This is a genomic window from Haloarcula sp. KBTZ06 (genome assembly GCF_048595605.1).
Classification (GTDB): Archaea; Halobacteriota; Halobacteria; order Halobacteriales; family Haloarculaceae; genus Haloarcula; species Haloarcula hispanica.
Window position 1 is genome coordinate 185,759 of sequence record NZ_CP184339.1, and the last position, 24,212, is coordinate 209,970.

Below are 24,212 nucleotides of genomic sequence, written 5' to 3' on the forward strand. Positions count from 1 at the left end.
AACCCATGTCGGTGTAATGCGCCGTTTGTGATATTTTTGTGGTAACTCCTAACATAGTGAAAATTCCACGGAATACAGTCGTCAACGGGACGCACAACTCAGTCAATCACACGAAAGAATGGTACGTTGCTATGGGGGTGGGAGAAATGGGGTGCAACGTACCATCGGAAGTCGTCGATTTCGACGACGGATTCCAGCCCGAAGCAATCGTGTGGGCGAATCCAACGCGATTGGACAGGGCCCAGAACCCACCTAGCACCGATACGAGTGTATATAAAACGTTTGTGAAATCCCCACGCAGTCTGTTGGTTTTTATCGCAATCCACTCATTTTTCACTAACTACAGATCGGACCCGACAGGTAACCCACTGCTAGTCGGGCTGGCATTCGTACTGTCGGCTGTAAGTCTGTGAAGCATTTCGCCACCTCGGGGTGGCGAATATCTTGAAATAGTTACAATCGACAGTATCAGCTAAGCTCCGGATCATTCCGCTTTGCTACAACGGACTATATCACCTCTGCAATCCTACCGAGAGACATGGAACAACAGTTCGTTCTCGTCCCCGGAGCATGGCTCGGTGGATGGTGCTGGAAGTACCTTCACCCACTGCTCCGTGAGGAGGGACACGAAGTATATACACCGACACTCACTGGCCTTGGTGAGCGAGAACACCTTTCACACTGTGAGGTCGACTTAGAAACACATATTACGGACATTGTAAATGTCCTCGAATACAACGACCTCACAGATGTTGTCCTCCTCGGGCATAGCTATGCGGGCCTTGTTGTGACGGGAGTGGCAGAGCGAGTTCCCGAGCGGCTCAAACACATGGTCTACTTGGATGCGCTGATTCCAATGAACGACGATCCGGTTTCAGCAGCTGAATTCTATCCACTGGACGAGTGGAAAACGATGGAGGCAGCGGCCGAAGATCATGCTGGCGGCTGGCCTCTCCCAGATGACCATTCGGGCTGGGTGGGTATCTCGGACGAGGACACAGAGTGGATGCGAGAAAAAGCCGTCCCGCATCCACTGGATACGTTCAGACAGCAAGTGAACGTCGGTACCCCCAACGTATCGTTACCCACCAGCTATATACTTTGTACCCAGAGCGGGATGGACGGCTCCACCCTCGATATGATTCGGCAGTTGTGTGAGCAACGGGAGTGGCAACTCGGTGAACTGGACACGGGTCATTGGCCGATGGTGTCGATACCCCAGCAACTGTCTCATCAGCTTCTTGAGGTTCATTAGCGAGCAAAGAGGCCCACATATGTTCCTGTGTAAGGTAAGGGTAGATTCGTATCAGCATCGCATGGCAAAGAAATGAGGAATCGTACCCACCCTGGCCGAGCCAAGAAATCTCGTCGAGGCGGGTACTCCAAACTGCAAGGAGACCGGTGCCGATGCGAAACAGTGAGTCATTCGATGATTTCGAGGCCAGTAATCTCAAATCGTGTCCCACCCATCGAGCTCTCGGTTACGCGAATATCCCAGCCATGTGCGTCAGCGACTCGTTTGACGATATTGAGGCCCAGACCAGTCCCCGATTCGGAAGTCGAGTAGCCAGCCTCAAACACCTTTTCGCGGTCCTCGACGGGGATTCCAGGGCCGTCGTCTTCGATGTAGAATCCGTTGGTGTCATCGAAGATACCGCCGACAACGACAGTGACATCCAGCCCAGCGTGATCGATCGTGTTCCTGAACAGGTTTTCCAGCAGATGCCGGAATTGGTCGGTATCCGCTTTTATCAGTGGCTGGGTATCGGCCTCGCAATCGCAGTGCAGTTCGGCTTCATCTGCAGGATCGGATACAAGTTTCCACGCCGCCTCGGCAGCGACTTCGATCGCAACAGGTTCCAGTGACCCGATTTCCCGTTGCTCCCGCGCTAGCCAGAGGAGGTCCTCCACAATGCGTTCCATCCGTTCAGTCGCTGTCTCGATCACAGCAAGGTGATCGCTCGAATGCGTTTCCTGAACGAGATCCAGCCGACCTCGGATGACGTTTAGCGGGTTCCGAAGGTCGTGGCTGACAGTAGCGGCAAACTGCTCTAGCTGTTCTTTTTGATCCTGCAGTTCCCGTTCACGCTTTGTCCGTGCGGATATATTTCGACCGGTGCCGACAAGCCCTATCAGGTTACCGTCCTGATCAGTCAAGCGGTCACCGGTGAACTCGTGGGGAATACGCTTCCCCGCTCCGGTAAGGAACTCCGCTTCGATGGTCGAGTGGCCCGTTGTGAGCGCCTCCTCAATCGCCTCGGAGACTCCCTCTCGTTCTTCTTCCGGAAAAAGACTGAGTGCGTCGAGATCAGAGATCTCCTCGTCGGCGTACCCGGCCAGCCTTTCGAATTGTTCGTTACAGCGCTGGACGTTGCCTTCGGAATCGAGCACGTAGAATATGTCGGCAAGCGAATCGAGCGCCTGATCGATAAATGTCCGCTCTGCACGCAGTTCGTCTCGGATCTTCAGCGAGTGCATGGCGTGTGAGATGCTATCCCCGAGTTCGTCGAGTAACTCCTGTTCGTCCTCACTAAAGGCAAACGAACGGGACGAATAGACGCACAGGAGACCGTACAGAGTGCTATTGTATTCCAGCGGGACCGCAGCGGTGCTTCGATAGCCGCGGTCGAGTGCCTCCTCTCGCCAGACCTCGAACGCCGGGTCATCTTGAATATTCTGTGACGTCGCAATACGTCGTTCTCGAACGGCCGTGCCCGCGGGACCTCGTCCGGTCGGGGAGTCGTCCGCAGTGACAACGATAGTATCGAGGTACTCGTCCTCGACGCCGGCCCAGGCCTGTGGCTCGATTCGGTCTGTGTCAGGCTCCTGCTCGCCGATCCATGCGAACAGGTAGGGCTCAGAGTCGCTAATGATCTCACAGACACGAGTTTTGATCTCCGAGAGCGAACTCGCCCGGATGAGAGCCTGGTCGATACTGCTTACGAGGTCGCGAACCCGTTCAAGTTCAGCAGCGCGCTGATTGGTGCGGTATTGTTCGACGGCGTTTTCGACACGGTTTGCGAGGAGTTCGTATCGTTCCATGCCGTGCCCTTTCCGCAGATAATCGGTTGCACCGGCGGCGATGGCGTCGCTAGCGACCGCTTCGCTCCCCTCACCGGTAAAAAGAATAAACGGGAGATCAGGGTACTCCTCACGGACGGTTTTGAGGAGTTCAATACCGTCTTTCCCGGGCATTCGGTAGTCGCTGATAAGACAGTCAACGCGAGTTGTAGCAAGGCAGTCGAGCGCTTCAGTAGCACTTGCTGCAGTTATAACATTGAGTTTACTGGATTGCTGTTCGAGTATTTCGGTTGCTACATCTAGAAAATCCGGTTCGTCATCGACATGCAGCACAGCAATACTCGACATCTCTGGCACAATATCGGATCTACCTAATTTCGGTTCATAAAGTTGCGGACCCAAATCTCAGAATATATACTCCGATACCGGCGGTGCCTGATTTGTGGTACCCGATGAACGAATAGGTGGCATCTGTGCCATCTAAAATCTGATTGGATCTGCATCAGAAAGCCGGCTGTATCGTACTCGGGATATCACAGATAAGAACTGGTGCGCTCGATTCTTAAAAGCACGCTGCGTAGGTGTGATAATGACTTATACAGGTGGTGAGACGTCCGATTGTATTCACGTTCTGTATGTAAACGACGATAGTGACTTTGCTGAGTTGGCGGAGACGAAACTCGTGAATATCTCATCGGGCTTTGAAGTCACAGCTGTCGGGGCTGTGGAGGCTGCGCTCGACTTGCTTGTAACTTCGACTGTCGATTGTGTAGTCACGTCGTACTCGCTGCCGGACGGAACGGGAATTGATCTCTTAGATCGGCTCCAAGCTGAACAATACGAAATACCGACAATACTATTCACTGGCCGGGGAAGCGAGCGAATCGCGAGCGAGGCAACGCAGGCGGGCGTCTCCGATTACATTCCGATCCATGCGGGCGAGAACAGTTTCGAGTTGCTCGGGCGCCGCATACAGACGCTCGTCGAGGCCGCTCGCAAACAAGCGGTCGCCGAACGACTGTCCGACCGCTTCCAGCGAACGCTGGAACGGGCAACTGACGGGATCTACGCCGTCGGCGACGAGTGGCGTATCGAATACATAAACGAGAAGATGGCCAGGCGTGTCGACCGCGACCCCGATGCTATCATCGGTGCCAGTATCTGGGAAGAGTTCCCCTCGATTGTTGGGACGGAACTCGAAGACAAATACCGAACCGCGATGGAGACCGGGGAACCGGTGTCGTTCGAACAGTACCTTGGCGAGCCGTTCGATTATTGGGTCGAAGTGCGAGTGTTCCCGGACGATGACGGTCTCACCATTTTTTCACGCGAAACTACAGCCGAGCGGGAGCGAGAGCTGGAACTGGAGCGCAGTGAGACGATCCTCGAAAACATCCACGACGCCGTGTTCGTCCTCGACGATGAAGGGACGATCGAATTCGCGAATGCGGCTTCGAAACGGCTGATCGCCGGGGACCAGTCAACGCAGATCGCAGGGCAGCAGTTGGAGACAGTTGTGGGCAACCGTATTTCTACGTCTGATACAGAGCAGTTTACATCTGCGGTCCGTTCGACGCTCAATGACATAGAAGGCGACGGAGGCGTCACGGGATTGTACGACGCGGACCTGCAACTCGATATCACGGCCGAGGGCGATAAACGGACGTTTGATGTTCGAGTGACACCGTTTCAGAGCAACAAGAGCAATCAAGCGCTCGTCGTTGCTCGGGACATCACGGAACAAAGCGACGTCAAGCGACAGTTAGAGCGCGAGCGTGACGCGCTCCGGGAACTCCAGACTGTCATGGCAAAGAGTGATGTCTCGGCCGAGACACGGCTTCAGGAACTGCTTGAGCTGGGGTGTCGAATGCTCGATCTCGAGATCGGAATCGTCTCACGCGTTCAGGGCGACGATTACACGGTCAAGGCGGTGCACGCACCGGAGTCCGAAATCGAATCCGGTGATCAGTTCGATCTCGAATCGACGTACTGCGAGGCAGTTATCGGGACAGACTCGGTCTGTTCGTTCGCAGACGCAGTTGCCGATGGGAGAGAAACCCACCCGGCATATCGTGAGTTCGAGTTAGAGTCGTACATCGGCGTGCCACTCGTCGTCGACGGAACCCGGTACGGGACGGTCAATTTTTCGAGTCCGACGACGCGAGTCGATTCCTTTGGAGCGCTAGAGCGAACGTTCGTGAAACTACTCTCAGAGCTCGTGAGTGCCGAGATATCGCGGGGGCGGGACCACGCCGACCTCCAGCGCCAGGAGTTCCTGTTCGAACGCGTGCAGGACATCGCAGACATCGGCGTCTGGGAGTACTTCCCGTCGACCGGGGCCCTCGACTGGTCTGACGGGGTCCGCCGGATTCACGGTGTTGACGACGATTACGACCCGGTGCTCGACGACGCGATCGAGTTCTACCATCCTGACGACAGGGAGACGATTACGACTGCCGTCGAGCGGGCAATTGCGGACCGAGAACCGTACGATCTCGATCTCCGAATCGTCCGGACTGGCGGTGACGTGCGCGATGTTCGGGCGTGGGGGGAACGCGTTGACGAGCCGCAGGATGACGAGCCAGTGATTCGGGGCGTATTTCAGGATATCACCGAGCGAAAAGCCGAGGAGCGCGCACACCGAGAGCTCGCCGAGGAGTACGAGGCACTGCTCGACACCTCCGGTGACGCCATCTTCATGCTCGATGTCGATACAGCCGGTGACGAGCTAGCGTTCGAGTTTGCTCGGCTCAGTCCCGGCTACGAGTCACAGACCGGACTCACTACCGACGAAGTTCGTGGCCAGACGCCACGGGAAGTATTCGGTGCCGAGCGCGGGGCCGAACTCGCAGCGAACTACACTCGCTGTGTCGAACAGCGTGCGCCAATCTCGTATCAGGAAGAGTTGGACATCGCTCCCGACGCACGGTTCTGGGATACGAGCCTCGCGCCAGTTATGTTGGGTGACGAAATCGTCCGGATCGTCGGCATCGCCCGCAACGTAACTGAACAGGTCGAGCGGGAACGCGAACTCGAAACGACGAACCAGCGACTCGAATCACTCATCGAGGCGACGCCACTCACCGTCATGGAAATCGACACGGACGGAACCGTCATCCGCTGGAACGACGGGGCCGAGAACATGTTCGGCTGGTCTCGGGAGGAGGTACTCGGCGAGTTCAATCCGATGGTCCCGAACGATCAGCAGGCTGAATTCGAATCCCACCGCCAGCGCGCACTGAGCGGCGAGCCGATTCGCGGCAAGGAGATACGGCGGGAAACGAAAGGTGGTGAGGTACTGGATCTACTTCTGTCGGTTGCCCCAATCACTGCACCGGATGGGGAAATAACGAGCATACTGGCCGTTCTGGAGGATATCACTGACCAGAAGCAGTTAGAGTCGAAGCTCCGATCACTGCAGGCGACTGCACAGCGGCTCAGCGGCGCACAGTCGAGTGCCGAAATCGGCGACATCGCTGTCGAGGCTGCCGTCGATATTCTCGGGTTCGAGCTCACCGGGATCTGGGAGTCTGCCAACCAAGCCGACGAGCTCGTCCCGCTGACGGCGAGTGCGGCCACGAGAGAACTGCTCGGTGAGCTCCCGCGGCTGGAGTCCGGAGAGGCGCTTGCGTGGGAGGCGTTCGAGGCGTCGGAGTTGCGTAAATACGACGATCTCCAGTCCGAAGTAACACTCGGCAAGGCCGACGCACAACTCAGGAGCGGCCTGTTCGTTCCTCTGGGCGAGTTTGGGCTTATCGGCGTCGGAACGACACAGGAACAGACGTTCTCTGATACAGACGTGGACCTGTTCCAGATACTGGGTGCGACTGTCGAGGCGGCATTCACACGCGCAAGCCGGGAAACCGAACTGCAGCGGCAGAACGAGCGGCTCGACGAATTTGCCAGTGTCGTCGCCCACGACCTCCGGAACCCGCTGTCCATCGCCATCGGGTTTCTCGACATCGTCGAGGAGACGGGCGACCTCAGTTACCTAGAGCGGATCGAGGCGGCACACGACCGCATGGAGCAGTTGATCGACGACCTCCTGACGCTGGCACGCGGCGAGAGCACAGTTACGGACACGAAACAAATCGATCTCAAGACCGTGACGACGGAGGCGTGGGGGTACGTCGACACCGCTGACGCAACGCTGACAGTTGCTGAGGCGGTCCCGACAGTGGCTGGTGACGCCGGCCGGTTGACGCAACTGTTCGAGAACCTCTTCAGGAACGCTATCGAGCATGGTGGGGACGCCGTCACCGTAACCGTCGGGCAGCTAGACAGCCCTGACGGGTTCTACGTCGCGGACGACGGCGACGGGATTCCGCCGGCAAAGCGTGAGGAAGTACTGGAACACGGCGTGACGTCTACCAAAGGAGGGACTGGCTTCGGACTCTCAATCGTGGCGGACATCGCCAAAGCGCACGGCTGGACCGTCCGTGTGACGGAGAGCACTGCTGGCGGGGCACAGTTCGAGTTCCGCTACTGAGGGAAGCGGTGGTCGCGGTTTCTCGGCATCGACAGTGGTGGAACCCGTAATGGAACCGACAGAACCAGTGCTACGGCCAGAGCCCACGCGCTTCGTGGGCCTCCGCGATACGGGACAGGGCAACGATGTACGCCGCATCGCGCCACGTAATGTCGCGGTTTTCGAACTCCGTCCGGACGGCGTCCCAGGCCGCCCGCATCTCTTCGTCGAGTTCGTCGTTCACGCGCTCAAGTGACCACGACCGACGGTTGATGTCCTGTAGCCACTCGAAGTAGCTCACCGTGACGCCACCGGCGTTCGCCAGGATATCCGGAATCACCATGACATCTCGGTCAGCGAGGATCGAATCAGCGGTAGACGTAGTCGGGCCGTTCGCCCCTTCAACGACGTACTCCGCGGCGATATCGTCCGCGTTGGCCTCGGTGATGACGTTCCCGAGTGCGGCCGGGATGAGGACGTCGACGTCCAGCGTCAGCAGCTCGTCGTTCGAAATCACGGTGTCGGCGTACTCGGTGACCGCTTCCGGTTCCTCGTCGTGTGACGGCACTGACGCCGTATCGATTCCGGCGGGGTCGTACATCGCCCCGTTCACGTCGCTGATCGCGACGACAGTCGCGCCCCGTTCGTCGAGTAACCGTGCTGCGTTCGCACCGACACTGCCGTAGCCCTGTACTGCGACCGTGGTCTCTGACAGCGGCTGGTCGTAGTACTCACAGACCAACTGTGTGATAATCGCCACGCTCCGACCGGGCGCGTCCTCGCGTCCCTTGCTCCCACCGACAATCGGCGGCTTTCCGGTGACGACACCCGGAATCGTCTCGCCTTCTTGCATGGAGTAGGCGTCCATCAGCCAGGCCATCGTCTGTGGGTCTGTTCCCATGTCCGGGGCGGGAATGTCCAGGTTCGGGCCGATGACCTTGCGGAGTTCCTGTGTGAACCGGCGGGTGAGCCGTTCTTTCTCGTCTCGGCTCAACGTTTTCGGGTTGACGGCGATACCCCCTTTGGCGCCGCCGAATGGGAGGTCCATCACCGCGCATTTCCAGGTCATCCAGATCCCGAGGCCGACGCATTCGTCCCTCGTCACGTCGGGATGGTAGCGAAGCCCGCCTTTGTACGGCCCTCTGACGCTATCGTGCTGGGCTCGATACCCGGTGAACACTTCGACTGTGCCATCGTCCCGCTCAATCGGAACGGTGACTTCGTGGACGTTTCGCGGGTGGTTCAGTCGCTCGACGATGTTCGGGTCGATATCGAGGTGGTCCGCGGCTCGGTGGAGTTGTAGACGGGCTGTTTCCAGCGCTGATTCGGGCTCGGACGGCGTCGACGAGTCTTCCGAAGGAGAAGCGGGGCTCAGTTCCGATCCCATCGTTATTCCAACGGTGTCAGTCGGTTGCGCATTTCACCGCCACAGTCCTGACAGTTCTCCGGTTGGCTCTCTGCAGTGATGACTTTGCCACACGCAAAGCACTCGTACGGTGTCGCCTCGTCGTGGTCTTGCTCTACATCTCTCATGTGTATTCACGAGTGACGGTGTCCGACCGCCAGTACTCGATTAAGGAATAGAAGGACATCAAAGGAATATTCAGAGGTTAAACAAAGAAGCAGGAGTTGATTAGGTTGTTTATTATTGAACCCCGTTCACGACTCCAGACCCGAGACACTCCGGTCTTCGAACAGTGTGGTGAACAGCTTCCGCTGGACAGTCCGGACGTGCTGGTAGAACGCCGGCGGAGAGATTTCGAGCATCGTCGCGATGTCCTCGCCGGACTTCGTGCGCGGTGACTCGAAGTAGCCACTGTAGTAGGCGGTCTGAATCACTTCGAGCTGGCGCTCCGTGAGGTCCGTGAGGAACTCCGAACCCCGGTCCTGCTCGAGACCTCGTTCGAGCGTCTCCTTGCGCCTGAGTTCGACCCCGGAAAACGTGCTATCGACCAACTGTGCGATGTTTCGAACGTCGACGCTCTGTGGCACATCGACGACGAGTGTCGTCCCGTCCGGATCGGCGGTCGCTTCCCGGAAGATAGCACCGTGGTCGGCCAGTTCTAAGGCGAGGAACGGCTGTGACAACTCCAGCCGCAGGACGCCGCGCTCGGTGTCGTCGTTACTGATCTGTGTCACGTCGTCAATCGACGTCATGTCCGCCGCAGCCGCCGCGACCGTTTGCACGTCAGCGTCTTCGACCGTGACGAACACGCTGTTACCAGCCGGCGCGTGCTGGATGCCGCCCTCGTAGGAGAGGGTACACCCCGCCGACCGGGCGAGTCTCGACAGGAGGAATCGCTCGTCATCGATGTCGAACTCGACGCGGGTCACTGACGTCGTGAGCAGCGCGTGTTTCCGTTCGATAGCACTGAGCGCCGAGGCGATTGTCTCGCCGAGTTCGCGCAACACTGTGCGCGTTGTCTCGTCGAACGCGTCTTTCGTGTCCGCGTAGATGGTGAGGATGCCGTGCCTGAGATCGTTGTACACCAGCGGGATGCTCAGCACCGAGAGGAAGTCACGCGTGAGCGCGTCCGACCGCCACGGCGCGTTCCGGAGGTCAGCGGCGACGTTGGGGATCATCGTCACCTCGCCGGTCGCAGCCGTCCGGCCGGCGGGCTCGGTCTCGGAGTCCGCGACGGTGATTGGCTGACTGTCGAGATACCCCTGTTCGTTGCCTGCCCACGCCCGCGTTTCGACGGTATTACCGCCCGGATCGACGCTGCCGATCCACGCGAACTTGAATCGGTCCGTGTCAGTCAGCCGTTCGCAGACAGTGTGGTTGATCTCTTCCTGAGTTTCGGCGCTGACGATCGTCTGGTCGATCTCCCGAATCGTGTTGTTGATGTGATTCAGGGCGGTCAGTTGCTCGTTCTGTCGCTGGAGTTCACGGTCCTGTTCCCGGAGCTGAGATTCTCGGACGACTCGGTCGAGAGCAGCCTCGGCGGTCGCTGCGAGCAGGTCGGTGAGTTCCTGTGTCACGTCGTCGAACACCCCGACGGCTGGCGAGCCGCTGACGAACACGCCGTGGTTGCCCAGCGGAATGAACATGACGCTCCGGAGGTCGGTCGCCCGGTTTTCCAGTCGGTCCGACGTGTGGACGTCGTCGAACACGAGTGTCTCGTCGTTGACGAAGCTGTGGCTCGGAAGCGTGTCGTCGTTCGTGCGGACGGCCGGCAGCGGCCCGTGGTGGTCGGTCATCGCCTGTGACTGTGTGACAGGCTGGAGTTCGTTCGTCTCGACGTCGTGCAGGTAGATGGCACTCGCGGAGACGTCGAACACACTGAGCACGTCGTCGACGATGTGGTGGGCGATCTCCTGATCGGTCTCCGTGTAGAGGAACTTCCGTGCGGTTTCCTGCAGCGTCGCCAGCGCTTCCTCGCGCTGTTTCCGTTTCGTGATGTCCCGGCAGCTGTACAGCAGTGTTCCGCCCTGAATCGCGACTTCGCGGACGTTGACCAGCAGCGTGTGCTCGTGGCCCGCTTTGTCGGTGACGGTACACTCGATGTTCTTGAGAACGCCCTTCTCGGCGAGTTCAGCACGGTCGAACAGGTCCTCACCGAGGAGCGTGTCGATAGTTTCCTGCTCGCGGATCTCGTCGTCGGTGTAGCCGAAGATGAAGTGGACGTTCGGGCAGACGTAGGTGTACTCCCCGTCCTCGTTCGTCATGAGGACGGTGTCGGTCATGTTGCTGAGCGTGACCCGGTGGAGTTCCTCGGACTGGCGGAGGTCACGGTCGAGGGTGACCTGCTCCGTGATGTCTATCCCTTCGATCACGATCGAGGTGACGTCGCCGAAGTCGTTCTCGACCGGCCGAACCGAAAGCTCGATAACGCGGTCCGTGGCCGTGGTCGGCCGATGAACGACTGCGTTACCGAACTGCCCGTCGTGTGCGGCCTCCACGAGCTGCCGGATGTCGCGTTCGGTCGCCTCGGACTGTGCCCACCACGGCAGCGTCCAGAACAGGTCACCGATGACCGCGTCCACGTCCTCGTCGATCATCGCCCGTCCCGTCTGATTCACACGGGCGAGCGAGCCATCCGGGTCGAGGACCCAGGTGGCCGTCTGTGTGTCGTGAAAGACGGCGTCGAACTGCCGCGCCCGTTCGCGCTGTGTGATCGCTCGCCGAGCGGACTGGAACGCCTTCCCGGTTCGCTCAACCAACTCGTCTATCCGCAGGCCGTCTGCTCCGGTCAGTGGGACGTAGTCGGAAACGCCGGCCTGGATTGCCTCGCTCGCCAGGGCCTCGCCGCCGTCCGTGGTTCCGAGGACGACCGGGAGGTCCGGAGCCGAGTCCCGGAGCTGTCGGACCAGATCAGTGCCACTCCCGTCGTCGAGTGTCTCGCCCGTGACGAGACAGTCGACCGAGCGCGCCCGAACGGTATCCAGGGCTTCCGATGTCGTCGCAACGGTGCGAACAGCGGCCTCGGTGCTCGCGCTGAGAGCGTCTGAGAACGGCTCGGTCCAATTCGCCGAACCGACGACGAGAACCTGGGCCGTGTGGAGTGGACTCCCGACGTCGCTCATCTGATTCTCCCAGGCACAGAGCTATCACTGAGACCACTGGCGCTATGCGTGGACGCTCGTTCGAGTTGTCGCCACCCGTCGGGAACGGGGTGTTTCGGTTGCCGTGTTCTGTATGGAGGGTTCAATAGTAAACACCTGGTGTCTGGTGGACTTCGTTGCTAAACAATTTAGTATTTGCTCATTCCCGCGGTCGTTCCGATAGAGTGCCATCGGTCGACGGCCGGTACTCGGGGAGACACATGACGGACATCACACAGACGCCGACACGGTCGGTCCCTGCCCGTCATCCGGGCAGTCGCGAGCCAATAGCTCCCGCCGATTCAGCTCAGCTATGATGGACGTACAACGTCGCTTGACGGAGAAGAGAGCTATCAGGCGCGTCGAAGCGCCGACGTCGATGCCAGTGTTCCGTTCCGTGACGCGGGTCTGGCACTTCCCAAGCGGAGACGTCCTGCTCGAACGTGCCGAACGTCGTGACTGTCTGATCCCTGATGTCGACCGGGTCAACGTTCCAGTACGTGGAACGGAACAGGTTGCGGACGCTGTGGCACTCGATACGAACACCGCTGTTCGGGTGACGGACAATACAGGAAACGTAGTTGTGTCAGAATTTGATAAGAATGTGAAGATAGGATAAGTGATTCGGAGCCAAGCGCGGTTGTAAGCCCCTCTTTTAGTGTTTACTATATCGAGTGATATAGTAATTTTCCTGGTAGAAATAGATAGCTTTTGGTATCTCGATGAATCCCGTGGATATATGTCTGATGTAAATCCGTACCAGAGTCTACGGACACAGATAGATGCAGCAGCACAATATTTAGACATTTCAGAGGGACAGCTGGAACGGCTGAAAACTCCCGAGCGGATACTGGAGACGAACCTGTCTGTCGAGATGGACGACGGGTCGGTCGAGGTGTTCCGTGCGTACCGGTCACAGTTCAACGGTGACCGCGGCCCATACAAGGGCGGAATCCGCTATCACCCGCAGGTAGACCGGGACGAGGTCAAGGCGCTCTCCGGCTGGATGGTCTACAAGACGGCGACGGGCGATATCCCGCTCGGCGGCGGGAAAGGCGGCATCGTCATCGACCCGAGTGACTATTCCGAGAGCGAACTCGAACGGGTCACGCGCTCGTTCGCGAAGGAACTGACGCCGCTGATTGGGGCCGACCGCGACGTGCCCGCACCCGACGTCAACACGGGCCAGCGCGAGATGAACTGGATCAAGGACACCTACGAGACACTCGAAAACACGACCGAACCCGGCGTCATCACCGGGAAGGACCTCGCAAGCGGTGGCAGCGAAGGCCGCGTCGAAGCGACCGGGCGTTCGACGGTCGTCGCAGCGCGTGAAGCCTTCGAGTATCTCGACAAGGACCTCGAAGGCGCGACGGTCGCAGTCCAGGGCTACGGGAACGCCGGCTGGATCGCGGCGAAACTCATTCACCAGATGGGTGCCAACGTCGTCGCCGTGTCCGATTCGAGCGGGGCTATCTACAGCGAAGCGTCGTTCGACCCCGTCGCAGTCAAGGACTACAAACGCGAAACCGGGAGCGTCGTCGGATATCCGGACGCAGCGGAGGAACTCACGAACGAGGAACTGCTCACGCTTGATGTCGACTTGTTGATCCCGGCCGCACTCGAGAACGCCATCGACGAGTCCCTGGCACAGGACATCTCCGCCGACGTCATCTCTGAGGCCGCAAACGGCCCGATTACCCCCGCAGCGGACGACGTTCTCAGCGACCGCGAGACGCTGGTCATTCCGGATATCCTCGCGAACGCAGGCGGCGTCATCGTGTCGTACTTCGAGTGGGTCCAGAACCGACAGCGCTTCTACTGGTCCGAAGAGCGCGTGAACGAGGAACTGGACTCGATTATCGTCGACCAGTTCGGGAACCTCGTCGACGCCTACGAGGAGCGGAACCTCCCGTCGCTCCGAACCGCCGCGTACGTCGTCGCACTCCAGCGGGTCATGAACGCTGGCGAGCAGCGCGGCACCTGGCCATAGGCGAGTCCCAGACCACGGTCAGTCGCGCATCGCTGCCATGTTTGAGAGTCCTCTGTCACCAAACGACACGATATTAAGGCCGTCCAGCGACGAGGGGCACTATGCCAACCGACCGCGTCACCGTCTCTCTCGACGAGGAGACCAAGGAGACGTTAGAGGATCTGACCGACCGAACTGGGGAAAGTCAAAGCCAACTGATCCGCGAGGCAATCGCGTTCTACGCGGCGAACTTCGACTCGGCGCACGCGAGCGACAGCGACCACCTCCAGACGTACTACGAGATGCTCTCGACGGGCGAACATGTGCTTCTGGATATCGACTTGCTGCACGCACTCCTGAGCCAGTTTAGTGATCCAGCACAACGTGACGAGGGGGTTCTCGAAATGATCGATCAGGTAGCCCAATACCACGCACAGGAGTACGCCGAGCGGTTCGATTCACTCGAAGACGTTCTCGAATGGCTCTCGCTGTGTGGGTTCCTGACCGTTCGACGGGACGAAAAAGGGAGTTTCCACGTTGTTTTCCCATCCGAGTCGGTGCGATGGTTGATGATCCGGTTCATCCGCGGTAGCATCACCGACCTCCCGTTCGAAATCGAAATCGAAGAGAGCGTTTCGAAGGTGCTGTTGCGAGAACGCTAGCAGTGAATACCCCCGCCCGGGACGCAAACCGACTCGAATCCGGAGATAGGGTATTTCGTACTCGTTCACACATCTGGTGACACGTACACAGTGTTCATACGACCGATGTGCCGACTACACACAGGTCTTAACAATGTTTTTTATTACCTGCTGGGACCGTGACAGTGGCTATCAAAACTAACAATCATGAGCATTACAAAACGACTCAAAGCCGTCGGTCCAGGAGCGATGGTCGCGGCCGCGTTCATCGGCCCAGGCACGGTCACGACTGCGAGCGTCACCGGGGCGGAGTTCGGCTATGCGCTCCTGTGGACAATGGTCTTCTCGATTGGGGCAACGATCGTTCTCCAGGAGATGAGCGCGCGACTGGGCCTTGTCTCGGGCGAAGGACTTGGTGAAGCACTTCGAGAGCGGTTCGACAATCAGATCGTCGAGTACGTGAGTATATTCCTCGTTGTCGGCGCGATCGGCATCGGGACCGCCGCCTACGAGGCCGGGAACATCCTCGGCGGTGCCGCAGGGCTCGCAACGATCACGGGTATCGACTCCACGGTGTGGGGCGTCGTGATGGGGCTCGTCGCCGGACTCCTGCTCTACACTGGGCGCTACAAGCTGATCGAGAAAGCGCTCATTGGGCTGGTCGCCGTGATGGCGTTTTCATTCGTGGCGTCGGCGATCCTCATCGGTCCCGATCCCGGTTCGATTGCGATGGGGTTCATCCCCGGTATCCCCTCGGGGTCGCTGTACCTCATCACCGGCCTCATCGGCACGACCATCGTCGGGTACAACCTGTTCCTGCACGCGAGTAACGTTCAGGAGCGGTGGAGCGGTCCCGAGGATATCGGCCACTCGCGTATCGACACGGTGCTGTCTATCGTCGCAGGCGGCGTCATCACGATTACGATCATGGTGACCGCGGCCGCAGCGTTCGAGCCCGGAACGCAGATCAGCGATATCGGCCGGATGGCCGAACAGCTCCGACCCATCGCCGGGCCGTACGCCGAACTGTTCTTCAGCATCGGCATCTTCGCCGCTGGGTTCACGAGCGCAACGACAGCACCGCTTGCGGGCGCGTGGGCGACCACAGGTGCGTTAGGCTGGGATTCAGATATGCAGAGCACACAGTTCCGTGCCGTCTGGGGGACCATCCTCGGTGTCGGAGTGCTTTCGGTGTTGCTGGGTGGCAGTCCCGTCCAGATCATCGTGTTCGCACAGGTGGTCAACGGGATTTTATTGCCGATCGTCGCGGTGTTCCTGATATACGCGATGAACCAGCGGGACCTCCTCGGTGAGTACACGAACGGGTCGATAGCGAACGCCCTCGGCGCTATCGTGACGCTCATCGTCGTGTGGCTCGGGGTTCGGACGCTGCTCAGCGTCGCGGGGGTACTGTAGATGGGAGATCGGAGAATCGGTGTCGACGTCGGTGGAACCTTCACCGACGTGACGCTGTCGCTCGACGGCACGCTCATGACCGCGAAAGTCCCGAGCACCGAAGACCAGAGCGAGGGCGTAATCGCCGGGATCGAGAAGGCCTGCGAAGCGGCCGACATCGACCCGGAGAGCGTGACCGAGTTCTCTCACGCGATGACCGTCTCGGTCAACGCACTCCTCGAAGAGGACGGCGCAAAGACCGCGCTCGTCACGACCGAAGGGTTCCGGGACGTGCTGGAAATCGGCCGTCAGGACCGCCCGTCGCTGTACGACCTGTCCGCGGAAAAGCCGACACCGCTGGTTCCCAGACGCCGACGCTTCGAAGTGTCCGAACGGACGACCACCGACGGTATCGAACAGCCCGTCGACGAGGCCGAAGTCCGGGCAATCGCCGCGCAGTTACGCGAGATAGATGTCGAATCCGTCGCCGTCTCGCTGCTGCACGCGTACGCGCACCCCGAAAACGAACAGCACGTCGCAGACATCCTGCGGGACGAACTCGACGTTCCGGTCTCGGCTTCCCACGAAGTCCTCGCCGAGTTCCGCGAGTACGAACGAACCTCGACGACGGCCGTCGACGCGTACGTACGGCCGGCGATCGACCACTACGTCAGTCACCTCACCGACCGTACTCGGGAGCTTGGAGTCCCACAGCCCCGTATCATGCAGGCCAACGGCGGCATCACCGACGCCGATACCGTCAGGCGGAACGCCGTGACGACGGTTCTCTCGGGCCCTGCCGCCGGCGTCGTGGGGGCAGGGTCGATGGCGGCCGACGAACAGGACGGGCTGGTCACGTTCGATATGGGCGGGACCTCTAGCGACGTGAGTCTCGTCCGCGACGGCGAGGCCGAACGGACCACGGAGGGCGTCATCAACGAGCGGCCGATCAAGACGCCGATGGTCGACGTCGAGACAGTCGGCGCAGGTGGCGGGTCCACCGCCTGGGTCGACGCCGGGGGCGCACTCCGGATCGGACCACGTTCCGCCGGGGCCGACCCCGGCCCCGCCTGCTACGGGAAGGGCGGGACTGAGCCGACCGTCACCGACGCCAACCTCGTGCTGGGCTACATCGGTGCAAGCACCAGCCTGGGTGGGGAACTATCGCTCGACGAGGACGCGGCATACGATGCACTCGCGGACCTTGCCGACGAGGCAGGACTCGGCGGTCCACTGGAAGCCGCCCGGGGCGTCTATCGCGTCGCGAACGCGAACATGACCAGGGCCATCCGTTCTGTGACCGTCGAGCGTGGGTACGACCCGCGGAAGTTCGGCCTCGCCGCATTCGGGGGTGCCGGGCCGATGCACGCGGCGTCCATCGCGGACAGCCTCGATATCGACCGGGTCGTGATTCCGCGCGCCTCAGGCGTGTTGTCGGCATATGGCCTGCTCGCAGCCGACGAGAAGCGCGACGCAGTACGGACGTATCAGCGCTCGCTCGGCGCGGTCGACCCCGACGATGTCGACGCAGTCTACGAGGAGTTGTCCGAAGAGCTACTGGCTGAAGTCAGCGACCGCGAGGCGGCGACAGTGCGACACTCAGCCGACCTCCGGTATGCCGGCCAGAGCTTCGAACTCACCGTGGACGTCGACCGGCCGTTCGACACCGCAGACGCCCGCGAGCGGTTCGGAGCAGCCCACGAGTCCGCGTACGGGTATCGGGCAGACGAATCCGTCGAACTGGTGAACTGTCGCGTGACGACGACCGTCGAGCGGAGCGCACCGCCGGTCGAGTACGATGCCGATGGCGACCCACAGAAGGGCTCTCGCGAGGCGGTGTTCGCCGATGAGGTCCGCGAAACCCCGGTTTACGAGCGGCCGAAGTTGCCACCACGGGACGAAATCGACGGCCCCGCGATTGTCGAGGGCGATGAGAGCACAATCGTCATCCCACCGGCCTGGAATGTCCGGGTTCGCGATGACGGGACGCTGACAGCAGAGGTGAGCGACGAATGAATGACGAAGCCACCACATCGAGTGCCGAACAGGAGACGATCGACCCCGTAACGCTGGAGATCCTCAGGAACCAGCTAGAAAGCGTTGCAACCGAGATGGGACATGTGCTCATCCGGGGGGCGTACTCCCCGAACATCAAGGAGCGACAGGACTGTTCGACGGCGCTCTTCGACGCGTCGGGTCGGATGGTCGCACAGGCGGAACACATCCCGGTACACCTCGGTGCGATGCCCGACGCGGTGGATATCGTTCTCCAGAAGGACCCGAAGCCGGGCGACGTGTTCATCGTCAACGACCCGTTCGCCGGTGGGACACACCTCCCGGACATCACGCTGGTCTCGACGATAGCACCCAGCGACGAGGTGATCGGGTACGCCGTCTCGCGAGCCCATCACGCCGACGTGGGCGGGAGTTCACCGGGGAGCATGCCACCGGGCGCACAGGAGATTTACGAGGAAGGCCTCCGATTGCCGGCGGTTCGACTCGTCGACGGCGGCGAGCCCAACGAGGCGGTTCACGACCTCATCCGTGCCAACGTCCGGACGCCGGACGAGCGCGAGGCGGACCTCCGAGCCCAGCGCGCCGCGAACGCCCGGGCCGAGGAACGCATCGGTGAACTACTGGCAGAACACGGGCCGACCCTGCTCGACGCGTTCGATGCCGTCATCGAGTACTCCCGCGAGCGGGTCGAGGCTGAACTCGACGCGCGCCCGGACGGGACGTATCGAGCGCAGGATATCCTCGAAGGCGACGGCGTGACCGACGATGACATCCCGATCGAGGTGGCCGTCACCATCGATGGGGCCTCGATAGCTGTCGACTTCGCCGGGACTGCCGAGCAGGTGACAGGCAACCTGAACGCGCCGCTTTCGGTCGCGAAGAGCGCGGTCTACTTCGTCGTCCGAGCGATAACCGACCCGGAGATTCCGCCGAACCACGGCTGTTACGAGCCGGTGTCCGTGTCCGCACCCGAAGGGTCAGTGCTCAACCCGGACGCGCCAGCGGCGGTCGTCGGTGGCAACGTCGAGACGAGCCAGCGCGTCATGGATGTCACGCTGGCGGCGCTCGCCACGGCCGTCCCCGACAGGGTTCCCGCCGGTGGGCAGGGAACGATGAACAACCTCATCATCGGCGACCGAACCGGCGATTTCACGTATTACGAGACGATCGGCGGCGGGTTCGGTGCCCGGCCCGATAAGGACGGGATGGACGGCGTGCAGGTCGGAATGACGAACACGCTCAACACGCCCGTCGAAGCGATGGAGACCGAGTATCCGCTCCGGGTCGAGCGGTACGCGCTGCGTCCGTCGAGCGGCGGCGACGGCCGATACCGTGGCGGCCTGGGCCTCGAACGAACCGTCACCGTCGAGACAGACGCCACCGTGTCCCTACTGACGGAGCGCCGGCGGACGGCCCCCGCTGGAATCGACGGCGGCGAAGACGGCGCGACAGGGGAGAATCTGGTCGACGGCGAGCCGGTCCCTGCGAAGGCCTCCGTTGACGTCAAGGCTGGGACGACTGTCTCCGTCCGAACGCCCGGTGGCGGCGGGCACGGTGAGCCGGCAGAGCGGGACCCGGAAGCCAGGGACCGTGACCGACGCGACGGAAAGGTAGACGACGAGTGACGCTGGTTCGGTCGCTCCCTACCAGAACGCGACCGACCCGTGAAGTGGGTATTGCGAGTGCTACACTCATATGCGGGCGACACTGGTGTATCTCCCACAGTGCAAGCTGACCGTCCACTCGGTCTGAAACGCGTCGTGAACCGTGCCACCGACAGTTAGCTGTCTGCCGTGCCGATGGCTTTCTGTACACCGAGCCAGTTCGTGATGGAGCCGTCGGGACCGGTGAGTGGAACTATCGTCACTCGGTTTTTGAAGCGTGTGCCGTCCGCCCGGTAGTTCCATAGTTCGACGGTCCGCTGTTCCCAGATGTCGATACCCTCCTGAAGGGTTGCGACCGCCTCGAGGTCTGTTGCTGGCCCTTGCAGGAGGCGGAGATTCTTGCCGCGGAGTGCGGTCAGCGAGTAGCCCGTCATTTCTCTGAACGTCTGTGTCGCATATCTGAGCGGATTATCTTGGTACGCAGGTCCCGTGAGTGTCAGGCCCAGCGGTGCCGTCCCAAGTCGCACCATTTTCCTGATAATCTTTCGCTCGAAGGCAGTCACAGAGCCGAGCTTGAGCGCATCGAGGTTCTGAAAAATGTCTGCCGGCGACTCGTCGGCAGGGTGTGGATCGACAGTCCGGAGCTGGTGTGTTTCGACAAGACCCGGAAGCCGCTGGCGAAACCGCTCGTCGTCGAGCAACATGGTTTCGATAAGTGCGTCCCTCAGTTCGGCCCTGATCGCAGTCGCCAGTTCTAGCTGCCGGGAACACAAACTCCCGTCGATATCCGGGTTTGTAGCCGATCAGCCGTGCCATTCATGCTGGTATAGCCCCTGTTTCAGAGACACACGGCACCTACGAAATCAATGCCAGAACACGAGTACCCGGTGACCGGCCTTCCGACGCCCAGCGAGACATACAGCCCTGGTGATGCTGTTGCCCTCCAGCTCAATGCGCTAGAAACGAACGACGACCCGTTTGAAAACGCGGGTATCATGACAGCGTACAATTTCGCCTCCCCAGCCAACCGCCGCTCGACTGGGCCACTGGACCGATTTATAGCCATGGTCGAGTCACCGCAGTACCGCCCGATGATCGACTTCGGAGAGGCCGTGCGAGGCCCTGTCGAGCGAAACGAGAACTACGCTGAACAGCGGATAACGATCACAGGGCCGGACGGACGAACGACCACGTACGAGTTCGGTCTATCAGTGCAGTCCGTCGGCGAATTCCGAGGCTGCTGGCAGACCGACCGTGTGGTAGTGGTCTGAACTTCCCTAACGAGAGGCCCTAGCGTTACAGAACATCGTGAACTGCGCTTCAGTGGTTAATCGCTCCCAGTTCCGGGTGTTCAGCCGTTTCGATGTGACAGTCGTACGCCCCCATGCAGGGATTTTCGCATCCATGCCCCCCAGCGTCGACAAGAGTATGCACCCAGAATTGGGTTGAATAATCTTGTATTGATAGTTATTTCCATAGTTTTGTAGTATATGTATATAAACAGAGGTCCTTATATTTGAGTTCAGATTTTTAAAGGTACTTACCGCCTATTTCGGTTGAGATATCCGAAGACGTCGAGCTTTGTCACCAATGAGTGAGTATATCCGGTTCGGTGGACTCGAATGGTGCCTGTGATTCCGAATCGCAGTGAGGTCCGGGGTACTTACCCGCTATCGCCGGGCAGTGCGCTCAGTCACTATCTGCCGGCGCAGCCACATTACTCGGAGTCTGGCTGTCAGTCTCGGTCTCGGTATACGTGATTTGCCAGCCGGTAACTCCCATGAGAATGAGGATAAGCGGCGAAAGGAAGCCCAAGAAGTAGTAGGGGGCGTACTGGAACGTACTGACGCCAAGCGTTCCGGCCATGAACACCGCGCCGCTATTCCACGGAATGAGCGCGCTCGTGACGGTGCCAGAGGACTCAATTGCCCGGGAGAGGTTTTCGGTCTTGAGGCCCTTCTCTTCGTAGAGGCTCCCGAGCGTCACGCCGGGAACAACGATACTGATATACTGTTCTGCCGCAAGGACATTCATCGAGACTGATGACAGGACCGTGATTCCAGTGAGGCTACCGACGCTGTCACTGAGCTGGCCGAGGTGATGTGCCAGGACAGCGATAATCCCAGTGCATTCGAACAGACCACCCAGTGCGAGTGCGGCGATGGCAATTGTTACGGCCCATGCACCGCCGACCATCCCACCGCTTGCGAGGAGGCCGTTCACGAGCTCCATCCCCGTTTCCGGGCTTGTTCCGCTCTGTGCGACGGTCCAGACCGATGTGAACGAGTTCCCCTGAAGCACGGCCGATGTTATCGCACCGGCAAAGACACCAGCACCAAGAGCTGGAATAGCGGAGATACCGTATATCGCCAGCCCAAATGTAACGAGAAGCGGGAAGAAAGCGAGCGGAGAGATCGTGAACGAGCCCGTGAGCGCCGTCTGTATCTCGGCGATGCGGTCCACGGGAATCGCTCCTGACGCGCGGATGCCGAGACCGGCGTACAGGACAACAGCAATGGAGAAGGCAAGGAAAGTGCCTGCCCGCATTGCGTTAATGTGGTCGTACAGGTCAGTGTTTGTCACCGCCGAAGCGAGGTTTGTCGTGTCCGAGAGTGGTGACTGTTTGTCTCCCGTGTATGCACCTGTGAGGATTGCGCCCGCGGTCATCGGTTCAGGGAGTCCGAGTCCCGATCCGATGCCTATGAAGGCAACACCGAGCGTCCCCGCTGCGGTCCATGATGAGCCGATGGCAAACGTTATCGCTGCAGTAATGATCGCCGTGAGCGGCAGGAACACTATCGGGTGCAGCAGGTCAAGCCCGTAGTACATGAGCGTCGGAATCGTTCCGGCCTGTATCCAGGTCGAGATGAGAGCGTAGACGATAAACAGGATAAACACGACCTGAATGCCCATTAGCAGCGTATGTGTAATCCCGGAGTACATCTCGTCCCAGGATATATCGAACCGGTAGTAACTGAACAGCCCAGTGAATGCAATGCCCCAGAGGAGTGGGAACTGCGGGTCAAGTCCATAGATGCCGATACCAATGCCCAGCGCGGTTAGCATCCCGATAATCGGTATCAGCGCCTCTCCCAGAGAGGGTCGGTCTTCGGGATCAATATCGTCGTACAGCTTGATGTCGAATTCGGAGCTCATTCTTATTGGGTCGGTTACTTATTGTCTGTACCGTTTTCTTCCCAGCAGTGGGCGTGTGCATTCAGTTTTCCGACGTGTATGCTTTGAAGCGACTTCTCAGTCGGTATACGGCTAGCTTGGCGACTAAGCCGACTTGTCCAACAGCGCATATCGTTTGCTCCATTGACAGCGTCATTAATAAAAGTTCATGTAGAGAGCGGTCGCGAAACTGTTTCTGGGTCAGATTGTGCTGGACTGCGGAGTCCACCTTACCGAGCGATCATACCGGTCGGATCAGTATGTGCTGTCGAAAGCGGTCGCACCGACAAACTGTACGTTCGATATACCAAAATCATATAACCTGATAAACGAGACTCAACATATGACTGAACGCGAACCGCCGACTGCAACTCGACAGATCAAGTCGATTCAGACTGCGAGCGATATCCTGCGCGAGATTCAGTCACAGTCTGAAGTGACACTTGCGGACCTCTGTGATGACGTAGACGTTGCCAAAAGTACATTGCATACGTATCTACAGACACTTGTTGCAGAGGGTTTTATTGACAAATCAGACGGCGTATATCGGTTGGGGCTGCGGTTCGTCCCACTCGGTGAAAGCGTCCGGAATCGGGTCGACCTCTATCAAATCGGAAAGGAGGAAGTAGAACGGTTAGCCGAAGAGACCAGTGAATGGGTTCACCTCACAGTTGCGTACCGGAACAGGGAGGTAACACTGTACGAGCATAATGGAGGAGAAACAGTAGCCATGGATTATCAACGGCGTACCAGGGAGTCCCCACAATATCTCCACTGTACTGCGACGGGAAAAGCGCTGCTGGCACATTTCGATGAAGCCCAAGTCACTGATATACTGGCCAGTGAAGAACTCGTTCAGCAAACAGAAAAAACGATTACTGATCCAGACGAACTGCGCGAGAGACTCGCAGAAATTCGAAGGAAGGGGTACGCCATAAACGATGAGGAGGAAATCCGGGGTATGCGCTCCGTGGGCGCTCCGATACAGGACGTGGACGGAGCAGTTTGTGGTGCGATCAGTGTAACCGCACCGAAAATGCGACTGTCCGGTGAATACCTCAATAATGACCTTCCGGAGCTAGTGATGGAGGCAGCAAACATCATCGAGGTCAATTTAGAGTCTGCGGCCGCCCGGAGTAAATAGTGTTCACATATATCGAAGGCTACCATCGCTACTGCACTACGTCGTGAAGATATAGTTGAGTCCAGAAATGGCACAAGAAGGCATTAATCCGGAACTGTAGTTCAGATGCGCTCTATCTGAATACTCGAGCGGTGACGGGCATCCAGTCCTTCTCAGGGACACCCTGTGATACGCTCCCTTCTGTAGCAATCTGAATGGCTGGATAGCTTGACGCTCGTGTCGAGTTCGCCTA

The 24,212-nt window shown here is 59.5% G+C and carries 15 protein-coding genes; 9 read left to right on the forward strand and 6 right to left on the reverse strand.

Features of this window, described 5'->3' with window-relative positions; all coding sequences use genetic code 11:
* The first annotated feature begins 538 nt into the window (after positions 1 to 538).
* Positions 539 to 1,255, forward strand: a complete 717-nt coding sequence (locus ACNO8S_RS17495) for an alpha/beta fold hydrolase (RefSeq protein ID WP_064289069.1) — start codon at positions 539 to 541, stop codon at positions 1,253 to 1,255.
* Between the two features lie 167 nt (positions 1,256 to 1,422).
* Here the strand turns inward: ACNO8S_RS17495 and ACNO8S_RS17500 are convergent, their stop codons facing one another.
* Positions 1,423 to 3,369 (reverse strand): response regulator, encoded by a 1,947-nt coding sequence (locus tag ACNO8S_RS17500; RefSeq protein ID WP_050038458.1) that lies wholly within the window; start codon positions 3,367 to 3,369, stop codon positions 1,423 to 1,425.
* Between the two features lie 241 nt (positions 3,370 to 3,610).
* On the opposite strand from ACNO8S_RS17500, the gene ACNO8S_RS17505 reads away from it, so the two are divergent.
* The gene (locus ACNO8S_RS17505; protein ID WP_420183000.1) at positions 3,611 to 7,510 is read left to right on the forward strand and encodes a PAS domain-containing protein; all 3,900 of its coding nucleotides are present in this window, start codon (positions 3,611 to 3,613) and stop codon (positions 7,508 to 7,510) included.
* A 70-nt stretch (positions 7,511 to 7,580) separates the two neighbouring features.
* Here the strand turns inward: ACNO8S_RS17505 and gdhB are convergent, their stop codons facing one another.
* The 3 genes from gdhB to ACNO8S_RS17520 all read right to left on the reverse strand — a co-directional run bounded on the left by gdhB (position 7,581) and on the right by ACNO8S_RS17520 (position 12,016).
* Positions 7,581 to 8,876 (reverse strand): glutamate dehydrogenase GdhB, encoded by a 1,296-nt coding sequence (gene gdhB / locus ACNO8S_RS17510; RefSeq protein ID WP_420183001.1) that lies wholly within the window; start codon positions 8,874 to 8,876, stop codon positions 7,581 to 7,583.
* 2 nt (positions 8,877 to 8,878) lie between these two features.
* Complete coding sequence (locus ACNO8S_RS17515; RefSeq protein ID WP_014031028.1) at positions 8,879 to 9,022, reverse strand: rubrerythrin-like domain-containing protein; 144 nt, start codon at positions 9,020 to 9,022, stop codon at positions 8,879 to 8,881.
* A 126-nt stretch (positions 9,023 to 9,148) separates the two neighbouring features.
* Positions 9,149 to 12,016 (reverse strand): bacterio-opsin activator domain-containing protein, encoded by a 2,868-nt coding sequence (locus tag ACNO8S_RS17520; protein ID WP_420183002.1) that lies wholly within the window; start codon positions 12,014 to 12,016, stop codon positions 9,149 to 9,151.
* Positions 12,017 to 12,773: 757 nt separating this feature from the next.
* Here ACNO8S_RS17520 and ACNO8S_RS17525 point away from each other — a divergent pair.
* The 5 genes from ACNO8S_RS17525 (at position 12,774) to ACNO8S_RS17545 (ending at position 19,683) form a co-directional block, all read left to right on the forward strand.
* Entirely contained in the window at positions 12,774 to 14,027 is a 1,254-nt protein-coding gene (locus ACNO8S_RS17525) for a Glu/Leu/Phe/Val family dehydrogenase (protein ID WP_050038380.1), read from the forward strand.
* 101 nt (positions 14,028 to 14,128) lie between these two features.
* Complete coding sequence (locus tag ACNO8S_RS17530; protein WP_014031024.1) at positions 14,129 to 14,668, forward strand: ribbon-helix-helix protein, CopG family; 540 nt, start codon at positions 14,129 to 14,131, stop codon at positions 14,666 to 14,668.
* 186 nt (positions 14,669 to 14,854) lie between these two features.
* The gene (locus ACNO8S_RS17535; protein WP_050038381.1) at positions 14,855 to 16,063 is read left to right on the forward strand and encodes an Nramp family divalent metal transporter; all 1,209 of its coding nucleotides are present in this window, start codon (positions 14,855 to 14,857) and stop codon (positions 16,061 to 16,063) included.
* A complete protein-coding gene (locus ACNO8S_RS17540) occupies positions 16,064 to 18,058 on the forward strand; it encodes a hydantoinase/oxoprolinase family protein (RefSeq protein ID WP_420182883.1) in 1,995 nt (664 codons plus the stop codon).
* Positions 18,055 to 19,683, forward strand: coding sequence for a hydantoinase B/oxoprolinase family protein (locus ACNO8S_RS17545; protein WP_420182884.1), 1,629 nt, complete (start codon positions 18,055 to 18,057; stop codon positions 19,681 to 19,683). The genes ACNO8S_RS17540 and ACNO8S_RS17545 overlap by 4 nt, the downstream gene beginning before the upstream one ends.
* A gap of 155 nt (positions 19,684 to 19,838) precedes the next feature.
* On the opposite strand, the gene ACNO8S_RS17550 is transcribed toward ACNO8S_RS17545, so the two are convergent.
* A complete protein-coding gene (locus ACNO8S_RS17550; protein ID WP_420182885.1) occupies positions 19,839 to 20,366 on the reverse strand; it encodes a PAS domain-containing protein in 528 nt (175 codons plus the stop codon).
* Positions 20,367 to 20,528: 162 nt separating this feature from the next.
* On the opposite strand from ACNO8S_RS17550, the gene ACNO8S_RS17555 reads away from it, so the two are divergent.
* Complete coding sequence (locus ACNO8S_RS17555; RefSeq protein WP_014031018.1) at positions 20,529 to 20,933, forward strand: DUF4864 domain-containing protein; 405 nt, start codon at positions 20,529 to 20,531, stop codon at positions 20,931 to 20,933.
* Between the two features lie 418 nt (positions 20,934 to 21,351).
* Here ACNO8S_RS17555 and nhaC read toward each other — a convergent pair whose 3' ends face one another.
* Positions 21,352 to 22,818, reverse strand: coding sequence for a Na+/H+ antiporter NhaC (gene nhaC / locus ACNO8S_RS17560; protein WP_014031017.1), 1,467 nt, complete (start codon positions 22,816 to 22,818; stop codon positions 21,352 to 21,354).
* Between the two features lie 361 nt (positions 22,819 to 23,179).
* On the opposite strand from nhaC, the gene ACNO8S_RS17565 reads away from it, so the two are divergent.
* Complete coding sequence (locus ACNO8S_RS17565; protein WP_146417840.1) at positions 23,180 to 23,980, forward strand: IclR family transcriptional regulator; 801 nt, start codon at positions 23,180 to 23,182, stop codon at positions 23,978 to 23,980.
* The last annotated feature ends 232 nt before the right edge of the window (positions 23,981 to 24,212 follow it).